14 protein-coding genes and 1 riboswitch are annotated in these 17317 nt (G+C 59.3%); of the genes, 8 read left to right on the forward strand and 6 right to left on the reverse strand.

Features of this window, described 5'->3' with window-relative positions; translation table 11 throughout:
* Positions 1–34: 34 nt before the first annotated feature.
* Positions 35–763: a pyrimidine utilization regulatory protein R gene (gene rutR / locus RGM3321_RS15815; RefSeq protein WP_005752985.1), complete on the reverse strand. Its 729-nt coding sequence runs from the start codon at positions 761–763 to the stop codon at positions 35–37.
* Between the two features lie 270 nt (positions 764–1033).
* Between rutR and rutA the strand changes: the two genes are divergently transcribed.
* From rutA to RGM3321_RS15845, 6 genes are all read left to right on the forward strand, one after another.
* Positions 1034–2116 (forward strand): pyrimidine utilization protein A, encoded by a 1083-nt coding sequence (gene rutA, locus RGM3321_RS15820; RefSeq protein ID WP_244393955.1) that lies wholly within the window; start codon positions 1034–1036, stop codon positions 2114–2116.
* On the forward strand, positions 2116–2853 hold the full coding sequence (gene rutB / locus RGM3321_RS15825; protein WP_244393840.1) for a pyrimidine utilization protein B: 738 nt from the start codon (positions 2116–2118) through the stop codon (positions 2851–2853). The genes rutA and rutB overlap by 1 nt, the downstream gene beginning before the upstream one ends.
* 10 nt (positions 2854–2863) lie before the next feature.
* Positions 2864–3247 carry a pyrimidine utilization protein C gene (gene rutC / locus RGM3321_RS15830; protein ID WP_002552194.1) on the forward strand — a complete coding sequence of 128 codons (384 nt, stop codon included), beginning with the start codon at positions 2864–2866 and terminating at the stop codon, positions 3245–3247.
* Between the two features lie 44 nt (positions 3248–3291).
* Positions 3292–4071 carry a pyrimidine utilization protein D gene (rutD, locus tag RGM3321_RS15835; protein ID WP_244393841.1) on the forward strand — a complete coding sequence of 260 codons (780 nt, stop codon included), beginning with the start codon at positions 3292–3294 and terminating at the stop codon, positions 4069–4071.
* A 13-nt stretch (positions 4072–4084) separates the two neighbouring features.
* On the forward strand, positions 4085–4621 hold the full coding sequence (gene rutF, locus RGM3321_RS15840; protein WP_244393842.1) for an NADH-dependent FMN reductase RutF: 537 nt from the start codon (positions 4085–4087) through the stop codon (positions 4619–4621).
* Between the two features lie 287 nt (positions 4622–4908).
* On the forward strand, positions 4909–6096 hold the full coding sequence (locus RGM3321_RS15845) for an HD-GYP domain-containing protein (protein ID WP_244393843.1): 1188 nt from the start codon (positions 4909–4911) through the stop codon (positions 6094–6096).
* A 24-nt stretch (positions 6097–6120) separates the two neighbouring features.
* Here the strand turns inward: RGM3321_RS15845 and RGM3321_RS15850 are convergent, their stop codons facing one another.
* From RGM3321_RS15850 to RGM3321_RS15870, 5 genes are all read right to left on the reverse strand, one after another.
* Complete coding sequence (locus RGM3321_RS15850) at positions 6121–8850, reverse strand: LuxR C-terminal-related transcriptional regulator (protein ID WP_244393844.1); 2730 nt, start codon at positions 8848–8850, stop codon at positions 6121–6123.
* A 209-nt stretch (positions 8851–9059) separates the two neighbouring features.
* On the reverse strand, positions 9060–10424 hold the full coding sequence (locus tag RGM3321_RS15855; protein WP_244393845.1) for a DUF1329 domain-containing protein: 1365 nt from the start codon (positions 10422–10424) through the stop codon (positions 9060–9062).
* Positions 10425–10452: 28 nt separating this feature from the next.
* Positions 10453–12390, reverse strand: a complete 1938-nt coding sequence (locus RGM3321_RS15860) for a DUF1302 domain-containing protein (RefSeq protein WP_244393846.1) — start codon at positions 12388–12390, stop codon at positions 10453–10455.
* A gap of 310 nt (positions 12391–12700) precedes the next feature.
* Positions 12701–14383: a fatty acid--CoA ligase gene (locus tag RGM3321_RS15865; protein WP_244393847.1), complete on the reverse strand. Its 1683-nt coding sequence runs from the start codon at positions 14381–14383 to the stop codon at positions 12701–12703.
* 168 nt (positions 14384–14551) lie between these two features.
* The gene (locus RGM3321_RS15870) at positions 14552–15184 is read right to left on the reverse strand and encodes a LysE family transporter (protein ID WP_244393848.1); all 633 of its coding nucleotides are present in this window, start codon (positions 15182–15184) and stop codon (positions 14552–14554) included.
* 289 nt (positions 15185–15473) lie between these two features.
* On the opposite strand from RGM3321_RS15870, the gene RGM3321_RS15875 reads away from it, so the two are divergent.
* Entirely contained in the window at positions 15474–16472 is a 999-nt protein-coding gene (locus RGM3321_RS15875; RefSeq protein ID WP_058402422.1) for a class I SAM-dependent methyltransferase, read from the forward strand.
* A gap of 39 nt (positions 16473–16511) precedes the next feature.
* Positions 16512–16696: riboswitch (yybP-ykoY riboswitch) on the forward strand.
* Between the two features lie 22 nt (positions 16697–16718).
* The gene (locus tag RGM3321_RS15880; protein ID WP_002552184.1) at positions 16719–17303 is read left to right on the forward strand and encodes a TMEM165/GDT1 family protein; all 585 of its coding nucleotides are present in this window, start codon (positions 16719–16721) and stop codon (positions 17301–17303) included.
* Positions 17304–17317: the final 14 nt, after the last annotated feature.

The raw sequence follows: 17317 nt of genomic DNA on the forward strand, positions 1-17317 counted from the left end.
TCCAGGGTGCGCGTGTCGGGGCACGCGCAATTTTTCAGGCAGTACGCGGCAGAATACCGTCCAGGATCATGCTGCGCAGGCTCGCCAGCACTTCTTCGAAAAACACTGGGTCGTCCAGCGTCTTGCCGGTAACGGCCTCGACCTGAGTGCGGAAGTCGGCGTAATGCTGAGTGGTCGCCCACAGGGTAAAAATCAGATGATGCGGGTTGATCGGGGCCAACTGGCCACTGTCGATCCAGTGCTGAATGACTGCCACCTTGGCCTGCACCGTGTCGCGCAACGGGTGCTGCAACTCGCCCTGAATCAGCGGCGCGCCCTGCATCACTTCCATACAGAACAGCCGTGATTCGGCCGGGTGATCGCGAGACATCTCCAGCTTGGCCTTGATGTAGGCACCGATAGCCTGCACCGGCTCCTTATCGGCAGTGAAATGCACCAGCGGGCTCAGCCAGACCTCAAGCAACTGACGCAATACGTTCAGATACAGATCGTCTTTGCTGCTGAAGTAATACAGCAGGTTGGTCTTGGAAACATCCGCCAGGCTCGCGACCTGATCCAGGCTGCTGCCGTGCACGCCATAGCGGGAAAATATCTCCAGCGCCGCATCGAGAATCAGCGTGCGCTTGCCTTCCATCAGGCGCATGCGCCGCTTCAGGGAAGTAGCGCTGGGCTCGCGAGTGGTCTTGACCACGGTTTCGGGCTTGACCTTGCGTCCGCGCTTGCTCGCGGGCTCCGTCACAGGAGGTTTCTTGTTCACGCACATCCATCCAGTGATGCCGAAATGAGCGGGCATCTTAACGGGCGCAGCTGTTTTGTCGATATGGGTTACCCACCCGGTCGGCTCTGCCCCATCTGCGTGCGCCCTGCACAAACCAAGTGCTCTGATTCAGACCAAATGGTCTGCAAAAAATGAGTTTTATTTGTAAGCAATTGAATAAAAACAATAAAAAATTATGGCCCGCTTAATGCACTGTCGAATAGAGAGATGAATCAAGTGCTCTGGCACGCATCGATCAACGCAGAGAGGCCTTATATGGACATCGGTATCTTCATCCCCATCGGCAACAACGGCTGGCTGATTTCCAGCAACGCACCGCAGTACATGCCGACTTTCGAGCTGAACAAACAGATCGTGCAAACGGCCGAGGGCTACGGTTTCGACTTTGCGTTATCAATGATCAAACTGCGCGGCTTCGGCGGCAAGACAGAGTTCTGGGAGCACAACCTGGAGTCCTTCACGCTGATGGCGGGGCTGGCGGCAGTGACCAGCAAGATCCAGTTGTTCGCCACCGTCGCCACTCTTACCATTCCACCTGCCATCGCAGCACGCATGGCCTCGACCATCGATTCGATCTCCAACGGCCGCTTCGGGATCAACCTGGTCACCGGCTGGCAGAAGCCGGAATACGAGCAGATGGGCCTGTGGCCGGGAGATGAGTTTTTCCACACCCGCTATGAATACCTGGCCGAATACGCTCAGGTCCTGCGCGACCTGTGGGCCACCGGCAGCAGTGATTTCAAAGGCGAACATTTCAGCATGCTGGACTGCCGCGTCAGCCCTCGTCCACAGGCGGACATGAAGCTGATCTGCGCCGGTCAAAGTGAAGCAGGCATGGCTTTCTCAGCGCAGTACGCCGATTACAACTTCTGCTTCGGCAAAGGCGTGAACACCCCTACGGCCTTTGCACCCACCGCACAGAAGCTGATCGAAGCCAACGAAAAGACCGGCCGCAACGTCACCTCCTGTGTGCTGTTCATGATCATCGCCGACGATACCGATGAAGCGGCAAGGGCTCGCTGGGACCACATCAAGGCGGGTGCCGACGAAGAGGCCATCGCCTGGTTGAGCGAGAAAGGCTCGGCGGATAAAAGTGCCGGTTCGAACCTGCGGCAGATGGCCGACCCGACCTCGGCAGTCAACATCAACATGGGCACGCTGGTCGGCTCGTGGGCCACGGTGGCGCGAATGCTCGATGAGGTCGCCAGTGTGCCGGGGACTCAGGGCGTGATGCTGACCTTCGATGACTTCGTAAAAGGCGTCGAGGATTTCGGCGAGAAAATCCAGCCGCTGATGACCAGTCGCAAGCACATCACGCAGCTCAAGGAGGTGGTCTGATGAATGCTTCGGCAACTGTCGCAGGCGTCGACCTGCCGGACGGGCAACCCGCTCGCGTGCTGCCCGCCCGTCCCGAGCCGCTGCGGATGAAGCCCGGCGAAACAGCGCTGGTGGTCGTCGACATGCAGAACGCCTACGCATCGCTGGGAGGTTATCTGGACCTTGCCGGGTTCGATGTCAGCAGCACCGGGCCGGTCATCGCCAATATCAACAAGGCCTGTTCCGCAGCGCGTGCAGCAGGCATCCCGGTGATCTTTTTCCAGAACGGCTGGGACCCGGCCTATGTCGAGGCCGGAGGGCCCGGCTCGCCGAACTGGCATAAGTCCAATGCCCTGAAAACCATGCGCAAGCGCCCGGAGCTCGAAGGGCAATTGCTGGCCAAGGGCGGCTGGGACTATCAACTGGTCGATGCGCTCAAGCCACAGCCAGGCGACATCGTGGTGCCGAAAATCCGTTACAGCGGCTTCTTCAATTCCAGCTTCGACAGCGTGTTACGCAGCCGCGGCATTCGCAACCTGGTGTTCACCGGCATCGCCACCAATGTCTGCGTTGAATCCACCCTGCGTGACGGTTTCCACCTGGAGTATTTCGGCGTGGTGCTAGCGGATGCAACCCATCAGGCAGGCCCCGAATTCGCTCAGCAAGCCGCGCTGTTCAACATCGAAACCTTCTTCGGCTGGGTTTCCAGCGTCGATGACTTCTGCACCACCTTCAGCCCTGTCGGGCAACCTTCGTGAGGACATACGCATGACCAAGAAAGCGATTATTCCTGCTGGCACCACCAAGCCCATTGCTCCATTTGTGCCGGGCTCGATGGCCGATGGCGTGCTTTACGTTTCGGGCACGTTGCCGTTCGACAAGGACAACAACGTGGTGCACGTCGGCGATGCGACCGCCCAGACACGTCATGTGCTGGAAACCATCAAAAGCGTGGTCGAAACCGCTGGCGGGACAATGGACGATGTCACCTTCAACATGATCATGATTCGCGACTGGGCCGATTACGCCAAGGTCAACGAGGTGTACGCCGAATACTTCGCGGGCGAGAAACCGGCCCGTTACTGCATCCAGTGCGGTCTGGTGAAGCCCGAGGCGCTGATCGAAATCGCCAGCATCGCCCACATCGGCTAAGCACTGACTTAAAAAACGACCTGAAGCCCACCCGGAGAACGTGCATGTTTCATGAAATTCATCGATGTCAGCATGCCGATGCGCCCCTGTTAGTGCTCAGTTCCGGGTTGGGCGGATCCAGCCGTTACTGGGCGGATGACCTGGCAGCGCTGACCCGCGACCATGACGTACTGGTCTACGATCACGCCGGGACCGGACGCAGCCCTGCGGATTTGCCGGCAGACTATTCGATCCGCCATATGGCCATAGAACTGCTGGCCCTGCTCGACTCGCTCGATATCCAGCGCTGCAATTTCATGGGCCATGCGCTGGGCGGGCTGGTGGGCCTGGAGCTTGCGCTGTTGCGCCCCGAATTGTTGCAAAGTCAGGTGCTGATCAATGCGTGGAGCAGCACCAACCCACACAGCGCGCGCTGCTTTTCAGTGCGCAAAAAACTGTTATTGAACAGCGGGCCGGACGCTTACGTGCAAGCGCAGGCACTGTTTCTGTACCCGGCAGACTGGATCGCTGCCAACGGTGCCCGGCTGGCCGATGACGAGGCCCATGCACTGGCGCACTTTCCCGACACCGACAACCTGCTGCGGCGTATTCATGCGCTGCAAACCTTCGACGTCGAGGCCAGCCTGGCTCGCATCCAGACACCGACCCTGCTGATTGCCAACCGCGACGACATGCTGGTGCCCTGGCAACAATCGCAACATCTGGCCGAGGCACTGCCCAACGCCAGGCTGGTGTTGCTGGAATATGGCGGCCACGCCTCGAACATCACCGACCCAGCGCCCTTCCAGCGCGCCCTGCTCGACTTTCTCAATGAACAGACCTGAAAGGACTCATCCCATGCATGCCGATTCTGAAGCCCTTGCCACCCTCCCTGCTGCCCCGGTCAGCCAGCTGGCGTTTCGCGATGCGATGTCCAGCCTCGCTGCAGCCGTCAACGTCATCACCACCGATGGCCCCGGCGGCCGCGCCGGTTTTACTGCGACAGCGGTTTGCAGCGTGACCGATCAGCCTCCGACGCTACTGGTTTGTATCAATCGCAGCGCGTCGGTATATGAAACCTTCATCGAGAACGGCCTATTGTGCGTCAACACACTGGGCAACGGTCAGCAGGACTTGTCCAACCTGTTCGGCGGCAAGCGTTCACAGCAGGAGCGTTTTGCCGGTGGCAAGTGGGAAAGCGGAGTGACGGGTGCGCCGATACTGAACAGCGCCAAACTGGCCCTCGACTGCAAAGTGACCCAATCCGTCAGCGTCGGCACGCATGACATTCTTTTTTGTCAGGTGCTGGATATAAGGCATCAGGGTGAGTCAGACGCCTTGGTGTACTTTGCCCGTCAGTATCATCACTTGCCAGGTGCGTCACCCGCTACCTGAAGATGTTTTTCAGCACTTGAACGCGTCAGAAAATCTGCACTGCGCCTGTTTTGCACAGGGCTCTGCTGGCTGCCTGACGGGCTGCTGACACACAACAAATAGACAAGATTTTTTCGCAGGCAGCGCCGTATACTGGCATCTTGAGATCAGGATGATCCTTGCAGTCAATGAGGTGAAATCATGTCGATCGGTAGCTCCTGCACTCTGCTGGCCTCAGCCGGTAGTCGGCCGTCTGCTTTCTTCGCTTGCCCGTTGCCTGCCATGCCAACGCACACGGGTGACTGAGCATGCTGAAAAAAATCCCTGTCGCTGACCTTGCCCTTGGCATGCACATCCATAAAATCTGTCGCCGCTGGACCAACGATCCGTTCTGGATAGGCCTGGTCGAAGTCATGCTTGATGACGTCGAGGTGCTCAAGCGCATCCAGCAATCGGGCACCCGGGAAGTCTGGATCGAAACCGGCAAAAGCCGAGTACTGGCACCTCAAACAGCAGCAGCATTCGCATCAACCATAAATGACACCGCGCCAGCCAGTCTGGACAAGGAAGTCCTGCGCGCCCGGGCCATTTGCGGTAGAGCCAGAAACGCCGTCATGGCCATGTTTACCGAAGCCCGTATGGGTCAGGCGATGGATGTCGACAACGTGCAGTTGCTGGTGGAAGAAATCTCCAGTTCGATCCTGCGCCACCCGCACGCGCTGATCAGCCTGTCACGCCTGAAAACGTCCGACGAGTACACCTACATGCATTCGGTGGCGGTCTGCGCGCTGATGGTTGCGCTCGCCAGACGCATGGGCCTGCCTGATGACCAGGTGCGCGAAGCGGGTGTGGCCGGGCTGATGCACGATGTCGGCAAAATGATGATTGCTCCGCACGTGCTCAATAAACCGGGCCGCCTCACCCATGACGAATTCGAGATCATGAAGGCTCACCCGGAACTGGGTCTGAAGATCCTCAAGGAAAATCAACCCGTGGCGGCTAAGGTAATGGATGTATGCCTGCATCATCATGAGAAAGTCGACGGCTCGGGCTACCCCCATGGCCTGAAAGGCGACCAGATCAGCATCTTTGCGCGCATGGGCGCAGTCTGCGATGTGTATGACGCCATCACCTCCGACCGCCCCTACAAAAAGGGCTGGGGCGTTGCCCATTCGATTCGCGAGATGGCTTCATGGAAAGGCCATTTTGATGATGTGGTGTTTCAAAGCTTCGTCAAGACCGTAGGCATTTACCCGACCGGTACACTGGTGCGTCTGGAAAGCGGGCGCCTCGGCGTTGTGGTCGAGCAGAGTGAGGCGTCGCTGCTGAAACCGAGGGTGAAGGTTTTCATGTCGGCGCGGACCGGTAAGACGTTCGCCGCGCAAATTATCGATCTGGGCAGTTTTGCCGACCCGGACGCGATAGTCCAAATCGAAAAGCCGACCGACTGGGGGCTGGAGGAAGTCGATACGCTGTGGGCGGGCAGCCCGGCCTGATCAGTCGATGAGTCGCCCTGCCGGCTAACCCAACAAGCCCAGTACCTTCGCCCTAGCCACCGCCTGGGTACGCCGCTCGACGCCCAGCTTGCTGTTGATGTGGCTGGCGTGAGTCTTGACGGTGTGCAGGGAAATGAACAGTTGCTCGCTGATCTCCTGGTTGGAACAGCCCTGTGCAATCAGTTGCAGTACGCCCAGCTCACGCACACTCAGGCAGTCGCTGCCATGCGCAGGCTCGGGTGTCGGCGTGCAAGAAGCCGGGAGCGCTTCCAGCAAGGCCTCGCGAACCTTGCAGGATGGCAGTTGCAGCAGTTGTTCATGCAGCCACTGGGAATGCTCGCCCAGCAGCGTTTTAAAGGGAATCAGAGCCCCACCGGCCGCTGACTGCAGGCTGCGCAGCAACAGCTCTCGCGCTTCGTCGCGCCGCGCCTGGCTCAGCAGCAGACCAATTTGCTGGGTCATCGCTATGAGCCCGAGCAGTTGCGCCCCCACTTCCTCAGCGCGCAGCTCAAGCGCCTGCAAGCGCTGCTCGCAGGCAACGCCGTCACCCAGCAACCGTTCCAGTACGGCACGCTGCAACTCGATGTGTTGCGGCAGTTGTGGATGGCATTCGGGGGCCGCAGCGCCGAGATCGCCGTTGTAGGTCTGAGTCAGGCGCAGCAGCCACGCTTCGGCAAGGTCCATACGCCCTTGCAGCAGCCATAATTCGCATTTCACCAGAGTCACCATCGCCAGGTAGTAGATCGGTGGCACATCCCAGATGTGCATCAGACGTTCGACCTCGGCAAGTTCGGCGAAAGCTTCGGCAAACCGGCCGGCGCAGCCCTCCATGGTGGCAATCACGCAGTGGCCGATCAGCACACTGATGTCGCGACAGGCGCGCGCTTCGGCCAGCCCGGCCAGTAATAAAACCCGCCCTTGGTCCACTTGCAGGCGTAGGGTCAGCAAATAGCCTTCATACAGCGTCAGGCGCGCGCGAACCGCGTACAGGCGCACGGTGGACAACCCTTTGAGGCGCTGCTGACCCCGGCGTACTTCATCAAGCGCACGCAGAATTTCGCCCCGAGCCTGCAAAACCCTGGCGCGGTCGTAATGCGCCAGCGCTTCGAACAATGGATTGGCAACCCGCTGTGCCAGCTCCAGCGCATCACGATTCAACACGCGGGCGCGCCACAGATCACCATTGGCAACCGCAAGGTTGGCCAGCGTCGACAGGCAGACAAGCCGCTGGCCGTAGCGTTTTTCCGGCAAGGTGAGCAGGGCTTCAGCGCAATAGCGTTCGGTCTTTTCACTGTCTCCACGGCCACGCGCAATGATGCCGCTGAGCGCCAGCCACTGGGCAAGCATGGATTTTTGCGCGGTCGCCGAGGGCGCTGGCAGGAACCGGCTCAATTGATTGGCCAGTTCCTCGGCGGCGTCCAGGTGGCAGGCCAGCCCCAGCGCCCAGGCGTAGAGCACAATCAGACGTGGCGTGCTGGTCAACAGATCATCCGGCAAGTCCATCTTCCAGCGCAGCAACATGCCGACATTCTGCTCGGCAAGCAATTGCTCTTCAGAGAGGTTCTGCACCAGATTGGCGGCTACATCCAGATGCCCGGCGCGCAATGCCTGTTCCACCGCTTCATCCAGCTGGCCCTGAGCGCTGAACCAGCGGCAGGCGTTGAGGTGCAGGCGAGTCGGTTGCGCACCGCCAGCCTGGCGGGCGCGCAACAGATCGGAAAACAGATGGTGATAGCGAAACCAGTGGCCCTGCTCGTCCAGCGGCACCAGAAAGACCTGATGCGCCTGTAGATAACGGAGCATCTCGACACTGTCATGGCTGTCCCGCGCGGCGTCGCACAGCTCGGCGCAGAAACGCTCCAGACACGCAGTGTCATAAAGAAACGCCTGAACATCGGCTGGCAGGCAGTCGATCACCTCTTCAAGCAGGTACTCGCGAATCAGCACCTCACTGCCGCGCAGCGCCTGCGACAAGGCGCTTTCGTCACCCGCTTCGGAGGCCGCCAGCAACCAGAATCGCAACCCGGCCACCCAGCCTTCACTGCGCTGAATCAGGTTTTGCAGCACCTCACTGTCGAGCGAGCTGCTATGCCGGTCCAGCACTGCCATCGATTCCGCATGCGTCAGACGCAGATCCTGTTCGTTGATTTCAAACAACTGGCGCGTCAGACGCAGGCGGGCCAGGTGCCAGTCCGGGCGCTGGCGGCTGGTCACCATGACCACCATCCCAACCGGCAGATGATTGAGAAAAAACTGCAGGCAGCGGTCAAGCACCGGACCCTGGGCCAGATGATAATCATCCAGTACCAACAGCAGCGGCTTGCTCAGCATCAGGTGCATGGCCAGTTCGTCGAGCAGACCGTCGAGCCATTCCTCGAACGCGAAAGGCTGATGACGCTGGCGCATTTTCAGCAGGCCCATTGCCTCGGTGCCCAGTTGCGGGAAAAACTGCTGCAGGCTGCCCAGCAAGCGTTCGAGGAAACGGCCAGGGTCGCTGTCCCGTGCGCTCAGGCCCAGCCATACGTTCTGCCATTGGTCCGGCAACCCCTGACAGAACTCGACAGCCAGCGAACTCTTGCCGAACCCGGCCGGGGCGCAGATCAGCAGCAGTCGGCCGCCAAGCCCGTCGTCGAGGCGTTGGCACAGACGGGAACGAGGGACGTAACCCTCAGGGAGTGGCGGGCGAAAAAATCGCCCATCCAACGCAGGAATCGCGCTGTCTGCGAACCCTTGCATTCGGGACAGATCAGTCATGGCCGGCTCGTGTGAAAATCGTTGTCGCGGCATAGCGGAGTTCGGAGACTAGCGGGTAAATCGCCTCTTTTGAAAGGTCATCACGGAAAAGACTGTAACAAAATTCCTACAGCTTATAAGAGCATTTCCTCTACGTGAAAAAGCCCCATTAAAGGGGCTTTTCAAGCACATGGCCAAAACGTTGATTTACAACATGTATCGGTCAGGTATCAACGAACCCCTTCCTGACGCAGCGCGTTGGGGGTGAAGTCGCTGGTGCCGGCGGTGAAGCCGAACTCATACGCCTTCTTCTCTTCGTTTTTCATTCCCAGTGCCACGTATCGACCGGATTGCAGGTCGTACAGGGTTTCAATCGCGTACCAAGGCACTTGTTTATCGTAGTAGTTTTCCGAGTGAGCTTCGGCAACGCGCCACAGCTGGCCACGGCCGTCATAGTGATCGATAACGGCCGCCTGCCAGGTGTCTTCATCAATGAAGAAGTCACGCTTGGCGTAGATATGACGCTGACCTTCCTTGAGGGTGGCGGTCACGTGCCAGACGCGACGCAACTCATAGCGGGTCAGGTCCTGGTTGATATGGCCAGCCTTGATGATGTCGGCGTACTTGAGCGTCGGATCATCCAGTTTGTGGCTGTTGGAGGCGATGTACATTTCCTGCTTGCCGATCAGTTTCCAGTCATAGCGATCCGGCGCGCCGTTGTACATGTCCAGGTTGTCGGAAGTACGCAGACCATCCGACGCGGTGCCCGGCCCGTCATACGAAACCTGTGGCGCACGCCGTACACGGCGCTGACCGGCGTTGTACAGCCATGCCGAGCGCGGTTCGGCGACCTGATCCAGAGTTTCATGCACCAGCAGCACACCACCTGCCAGACGTGCCGGAGCAGTCACTTCCTGTTTAAAGTAGAACAGGATGTTGCCCGGGTTTTTCGGGTCGAAATCCCTCATTTTGTCGCGAAACACGAACTGATCGGAGAAATACACCAGGCTGTACGAGCCGTTGGGCTGCGGCGTGGCCTGGGTGACCAGACGCTTGACGCTGCCGCCCCGGTAACGGGTGATGTGGTTCCAGATAACCTCGACCCCACTGGCCGGGATCGGGAACGGGATGGCCGTATCGAAGTTCTCCAGACCGCTGCCGCCACCGACCAGTTTGGTGGTCGTCGCGTTCTTTTTGATGGCGGCAAACACCTCATCCGGCACGGTGGCACCGCGATGGGTCGGGTAGACAGGAATCCGGTAGCTTTCCGGATAACGTTTGAACATCGCGTACTGGCCCGGCGCGAGTTTGTCCTTGTACTGCTCTACGTTGGCCGCAGTGATGGTAAACAACGGCTTTTCGCTGGCATACGGGTTGGCGAGGAACCCTTTGCTGTCCACCGCTCCGGCATTTTTCGGCAGCGGGCTCCAGGCAGGGATGGTGTTGGCCGCATTGCCGGCCTTTTCAGCGCCCATCGGCGTCAGCGAGGTACCCAGCTTTGCCGCGTCGGATGCGGAGACCGCCGCCATCACGCTGGTCGCCAGCAACGACATGCCCAGAACCCCGGCTTGCAACAGACTTTTTGTTATTTTCATATTCATCGTCATCCTGAAAACCATATTCTTAGAAGTTCATGCCAAAGCTGAGCGCCACGAAATCCCGGTCATCAACCGTGGTGTACTTACCATCAAAGAAGTTGGTGTAGGAAAGGTTCGCGGTGTAGGTGTTCTGGTACTCGGCATCGAGCCCCAGGCTGACGGCCTTGCGTCCCTCTTCGAAGTTGCCGCCAGGGCCTGGCGAATAGCCTTTGACGTCGTGCGACCAGGCCACGCTCGGCTTGAGGTTGACCCCGGCAAACACGCTGTTGTAATCCCAGATGGCGCGGGCGCGGTAGCCCCAGGAGTTGGCCGTGGTAAAGCCGTCGTCTTCGCAATAACGGGTCAGGTTGTTCTGCTCCGCACCGGTCAGCGTGCCTGCGTTGAGCGTCGCGCATTGGCCGCCTGGTAGCGGGCCAGGGCCGTACACCGGGTCGCGGCCGTAGCGGATTCTGGAAGTGCTTTCCAGGCCACCCACGTGGGTCCAGCCCACTTCACCGACCACGGTCAGACGCTCTGCGCCCATGACCTGATCAAAGAACTGAGTGAACGTGGTTTGCAGTTGAGTGATTTCCTTGCGGCGATAACCGGGCTGATCAGTATTGGGCTGCCCGCTCAGCAGCGAAACGTTGGGGTTGAGCGGCGAAATACCCGAATACAGGATGTCGGTGGTGTTGACCTGAATCGGTGCATTCGGGCGGTAGCTGATCTCGCCGCTCCACGCGGTGCCGGTAGGCAAGGTGGTCGAGAAGCTCAGACCGTACAGACGGATGTCTTCAGGGTATTCGACGTAGTAACTGGAGTTGCCTGCCACGACAACCGGCAGCAAGGTCGGTGCCAGCGCTGCGGCAGTGCTGGCAGGCAGACCGTTGCGAACCAGCGAGCCCACCAGGCCTTGCGGGCTGAACGAAGCAGCCGAGCCGCCGCGTCCGCTGAAGATCGGCGCACGGCTGTGGTAATTCATCATGTAGGCACCGAACTCGGTGTCCAGCGGCTCGAAGTTGTAACGCAAGGCAAAGCCGAACTGGCCACTGTCGCGCGCATCGCGGTCAGGGCCACGGCGCACCACAGCGCCCTCATCCGGATTACCGAACACTACGCCCTGCTGTGACAACGAGTTGAACACCGCACCGCGTGCGCCTGCTGGCAAACCGGCAGCCGTCAGCGAACTGTTCAGGCCGCTGCGGCTGCGCAATACCGCGAGGTTGTTGTTGCAGCCATCGGCGATCACGTCAGGTTGCGAGAAGAAGGTGCCGCAGTTATCGACGACAGTCTGGTCCCATTCAAGCTGGTAGAAGCCTTCGGCAGACAGGTTGTCGGTCAGGCTTTGCGACAGGTAGAACATGTTGACCGGAATCAGGCCTTCCTTGATTTCAGAGCCTGGACGCCGAAAGGCCGAGACATCGACCGGGTTGACGCTGTTGATGCCGCCCTGAATGAAGGTACTTTCACCCCAACTGATAACCTGCTTGCCGAAGCGCACGGCACCCGGCTGATCAGCGATCGAATAGTTGTGGTAGACAAACGCATCCAGCAACTGGAACCCGGACGACTTGGCGCCCTCTTTACGGCCCGAGTCGCTGATGTCCTTGAACTCGCGGTTTTCATCCTTGAGCTCAAAGTCGTACCAGTATTTGCCGCGCAGGAACACGCCGGTATCGCCGTACTTGAGTTCCAGGTCATGGATGCCCTTGAAAATCTTCGAAAACGTTTCCCCACGCTTGAAGTTCAAGTGGCCGTCATCGGAGGTCTGCGACAGACCACGCCCGCCATTGTTGGCGCCGATCAGGTTTTTATTGGGGTTTGCAGTCGACCAACTGGCGCCTACCGACAGCGATGAGTCGAAACTGCCTTCGATCTCACCGACGTTGAAGGTCACGCCAAAGGCGGGGCCGGCGAGCGAGGAAGCAAGGCTGACGGCCAGAGGCAGCCTGGCCCGACGCCAGAATGGGGGTGTGCTTGTCATCGACGCTACTCCTTGTGTTTTATTGTTATGGCAGTGGGGAAATCCAAAAACGACTCTGTCTTCGAATCACTACACAGCCAGCTCCGCTCTTGCTCATTCCCTGTGCTGACTATAGCCAGCACGCCCTGACGCTAGATCCCTCTAAAGTGTGATTTGCAGGACCAACGCCTCTGGCCCGCCCGTTTCCGGAAGGCCGCTAAAAAACGTGTGGCGGGGAGGATGGATTAAATTGGAAATTTGGCAAGTCGCAGAACAGGACCTGCGACGCAGACACTTGCCGCGCCCGACGGGCGGGGCAAGTAAGAAGGTGTCAGAGCGTGGAAAGGAACGTGCTGTTGCTTTTTTGCCATTCCACAATGTCCAGACGCATGCGCTTCTTGTCGAGCTTGCCGACGCTGGTCTTGGGAATTTCAGTAACAAGCGCGATCTGGCTGGGAATTGCCCACTTGTTGATGTGACCTTGCTCGACGAACGGTTTGAGATGCTCCTTCAAGCCCTTGGCATCAAGCTGATGGCCGTCGCGAATCACCAGCAAGGCAAAAGGCCGCTCACCCCATTGCGGGTCGGCGATACCGACCACAGCCACTTCGCGCACAGCCGGATGCCGGCTGCACAGGTCTTCAAGCTCCAGCGAGGAAACCCATTCGCCACCGGTCTTGATCACATCCTTGATACGGTCGCGAATATCGATGAAGCCCATACCGTCCAGCGTTGCCACATCGCCAGTGTGCAGCCAGCCGCCCGCCCACAACTCAGCACCTTTCTCGGGCTCGCGGAAATAGCTTTCGGTCAGCCAGGGCGCACGCAGGACCAGCTCACCCTGGGTTTCGCCATCGGCCGGAAGGAAGTTGCCTTGCTGATCGACGATGGCTGCTTCTACCAGCATTCCGGGCACACCGGCCTTGATGCGGTAGGTAATCTGCTCGTCTTCGCTGCCGGCCTTCAGCTCGTCGTTGATGTGCGCAACGGAAATCAGCGGTCCGGTTTCAGACATGCCATACGCGGCGGTGAGCTGGATGCCCCTGGCCTTGGCGGCCTGATACAGACTACGGTTCAGCGAGCTGCCGCCAATGATTATTTTCCAGCCGCCAAAGTCCGCATTCTGAGCAGACTTGGCGTTGAGCAGCATTTGCAGGATGGTCGGCACGCAATGCGAGAAGGTCACTTTCTCCTTGCGCCAAAGCTCTACCAGTAACTCGGGCTCGTAGCGGCCGGGATACACCTGTTTCAGGCCCAGCATGGTCGCCACATAGGGGATACCCCAGGCATGCACGTGGAACATCGGTGTGATGGGCATGTAGACGTCATCGTTGCCCAACTGCCGCGGACTTTCGACGCAACCCAGGATGGCCGCCACGCCCATGGTGTGCAGCACCAACTGGCGATGGGTGAAATAGACGCCTTTGGGGTTGCCCGTGGTACCTGTGGTGTAAAACGTGGTCGCGACCGAGTTCTCGTCGAAATCCTCGAAAGCATACTCGGGGCTGGCTGCCGCCAGCAGGGTCTCGTACTCGCCGACGAGGTTTGGCAAGTCGGCAGTTTTGTCGGGCAGGTCCGTCAGCAACAGGGTCTTTTCAACGGTGGTCAAATGTCCGGACATTGCTTGATACAGGCCCGTGAATTCGCTGTTGATCAGCACCATCCGGTCATCGGCATGATTGATGGTGTAGGCGATCTGCTCGGGCGATAGCCGCACGTTGACGGTGTGGATCACAGCGCCAATCATCGGGATCGCGAACATGCATTCCAGATAGCGATGGCTGTCCCAGTCCATGACCGCCACGGTGTCGCCAGCTTTCACGCCTGCTGCCGTCAAGACGTTGGCCAGGCGGCAGATGCGCTCGTTGAGGGTCGGGTAGGTATAGCGAACGGAGTCGCGGTAAATAATTTCACGCGTCTTTTCATAACGACTGCCGGACGACAGCAGGCGCTTGATCAACAGAGGGTACTGGTAAGCGCCATCGGCGGGCGCAAGAACGCGAGTCTGTAACATATGAGTCCCTTTTCAAAGTCCACAGGCTGAGCTGGAAATATGGACTCTAGAGCCCTCGCCTGCCAGTGAAATCAGTAAAAGGGATGATTTTTCGAAGCGCCTCTCGCTGTCTGCAAGAGGCGCTCGCACTCGTTATACGCTCGGTAAAAGCGTTATTGAATGCAGGTTTCAGTGCACTTCAGTGAACGCCAGTTTGATACCCAGCGCGACCAGCACTCCGCCCATGGCCCGATCGAACCAGTGGCCCATGCGCGCAAAACCCGCGCGTACCCGCGCCTGACTGAACAGCCGCGCCACCAGGCAGAACCACGCGGCCGTCGCCACTGCGAGGTAGACCCCATAACCGCCCTGCACCAGCAGCGGCGTGTGCGGATTGATCACTACGGTGAATAGCGAGAGGAAAAACAGCGTGGCCTTGGGGTTAAGACCGTTGGTGACGAAACCGCTGATGTAGGCACTCTTTGCTGTGCGCTCGCCCGGGATCGCCTTGATGGCGGCATCGCCCGTCACAGCAGCCGGTCTGGCACGCAGGGCCTTGATACCGATGTACAGCAGGTACGCGGCGGCCGCCCATTTCAGCGCGTTGAACAGCACGATGGACTGGGAAACGATAATCCCGATCCCCAGCAACGAATACCCCACATGAAGAAAGATAGCCGAGCCGACGCCAAGCGCTGACCAGGTACCGGCCTTACGCCCATGCGTGACGCTTTCGCGCACCACAACCGCGAAGTCCGGACCGGGGCTGGCGACGGCCAGCAGGTGGATCAGCGCAACGGTAAGAAATTCTGCCCAATACATGTGGGACCTCCTGGAGGATTGACGTCAGACCCGGCAGATTACGCTGTCTGATGTCTGCGCAAAAGGTGCCGGCATTTTGCGACGCAGAGCGTCGAGAACTGCATTCCCACGCTGGAGCGTGCGGAACGATCATCTCAACTATCGTGCGACGCTCTGGACGTGAGCCGCATTCCCACTGGAGCGTGCTCTCGAATATCGTGCGACGCTCCGCGTCGCATGCCGCTCCGGACGCTCCGCGTCCTCCTGACCCATATCCTGTTAGACTGCGCGCTTTTTCAGGAGCCATTCCATGGACCCGCGCAGTGAAGTGTTACTCCGTCAGGCCGAGCTGTTTCAGGGCTCGCTGTTGCTGGTCGGGCTGCCCGCCGATGACCTGCTCGGAAAACTGCCGGACGCGCGTGGATGGTGCTGGCATGCAGGTGATCAGGCCGCGCTGGATGCGCGGTTTGAAGGCCGTGTGGATTTCGGCGTTGAAGCGCCAGAGGCCGCCTTCGAAGCCGCCGTGCTGTTCCTGCCCAAAGCCCGCGATCTGACCGATTACCTGCTCAATGCCCTGGCCTCCCGCCTGGCCGGGCGCGAGTTGTTTCTGGTCGGTGAGAAACGTGGGGGAATCGAAGCGGCTGCAAAGCAACTGAGCCCCTTCGGCCGCGCGCGCAAGCTCGACAGTGCCCGCCACTGCCAGCTCTGGCAGGTCACTGTCGAGAACGCACCACAAGCCGTTACGCTGGAAAGCCTCGCCAAGCCCTACCAGATCGACCTGCAGGACGGCCCGCTCACGGTTGTCAGCCTGCCCGGCGTTTTCAGTCATGGCCGACTTGATCGCGGTTCGGCGCTTTTACTGGAAAACATCGACAAGCTGCCGAGCGGCAACCTGCTCGACTTCGGCTGTGGTGCCGGCGTACTCGGTGCAGCGGTCAAGCGTCGCTACCCGCATAACGACGTCATCATGCTGGATGTGGATGCGTTCGCAACGGCAAGTTCACGTCTGACCCTCGCCGCCAATGGCCTGCAGGCCCAGGTGTTGACCGGGGACGGAATTGACGCAGCGCCAATGGGTTTGAACACGATTCTCAGCAACCCGCCGTTCCATGTGGGGGTTCATACCGACTACATGGCAACAGAAAACCTGCTGAGAAAAGCACGCCAACATCTTAAATCAGGTGGCGAACTGCGCCTTGTCGCGAATAACTTTCTGCGTTATCAGCCACTGATCGAAGAGCACGTCGGGCAGTGCGAAGTCAGGGCTCAGGGCAGCGGTTTTAAAATCTACAGCGCCAAACGCTCCTGAAATAAGCACTTGCCGAAACGTTTTTGCGGAGGCAGAATCCGCTCCGTCCTAGGGGAGTAGTCTCCCACGAGCGCCATGCTCGTCCGGCACGTATCAACATACTTGGTCCTCAGACCATGGTACGTGCGACCCGGAATCCGCTCAGACGGATCGGTGGTTTGACAAGACCTATGACACGAACACCTTACCCGGGGCGGGGAGGTCGTACGTGTCATAGCCGTGTTGACCCGCCCCTTAGGAAACCTGATGCTGGAATCATTCTTAATCCCTACCGCTGTGGTTGCGCTCGCCGAAATCGGTGACAAGACGCAATTGCTCGCACTCATTCTCGCTGCACGCTTTCGCAAACCCTGGCCGATCATTGCGGGCATTGTCGCCGCAACCCTGGCCAACCATGCGGCAGCAGGCGCTGTAGGTGCATGGTTCAGCAGCTTCCTGTCAGACGCAGTGCTGCACTGGATTCTCGCCGCCAGTTTCACAGCCACCGCGCTGTGGACGCTGGTTCCGGACAAGATGGACGATGACGAAGCCAGCACGGCACGTAAATTCGGCCCGTTCATGACCACGCTGATCACCTTCTTCATCGCCGAAATCGGTGACAAGACGCAGATCGCCACAGTCATGCTGGCGGCGCAGTATTCCTACCTGTGGCTGGTGATTCTCGGCACCACGGTGGGCATGCTGCTGGCCAACGTGCCGGTGGTGCTGGCAGGTAATTTTGCCGCCGAGAAATTGCCATTGACCCTGATTCGCCGTCTGGCTGCCTGTGCGTTTTTCGTGCTGGCACTGGTGGCGGTATACAAGGCAATGCAAGTCAGCGGCTGGGTATGATGCACTCCCGTAGC

The sequence above is a fragment of the Pseudomonas sp. RGM 3321 genome (assembly GCF_022836805.1).
In the GTDB taxonomy this organism is placed as follows: Bacteria; Pseudomonadota; Gammaproteobacteria; order Pseudomonadales; family Pseudomonadaceae; genus Aquipseudomonas.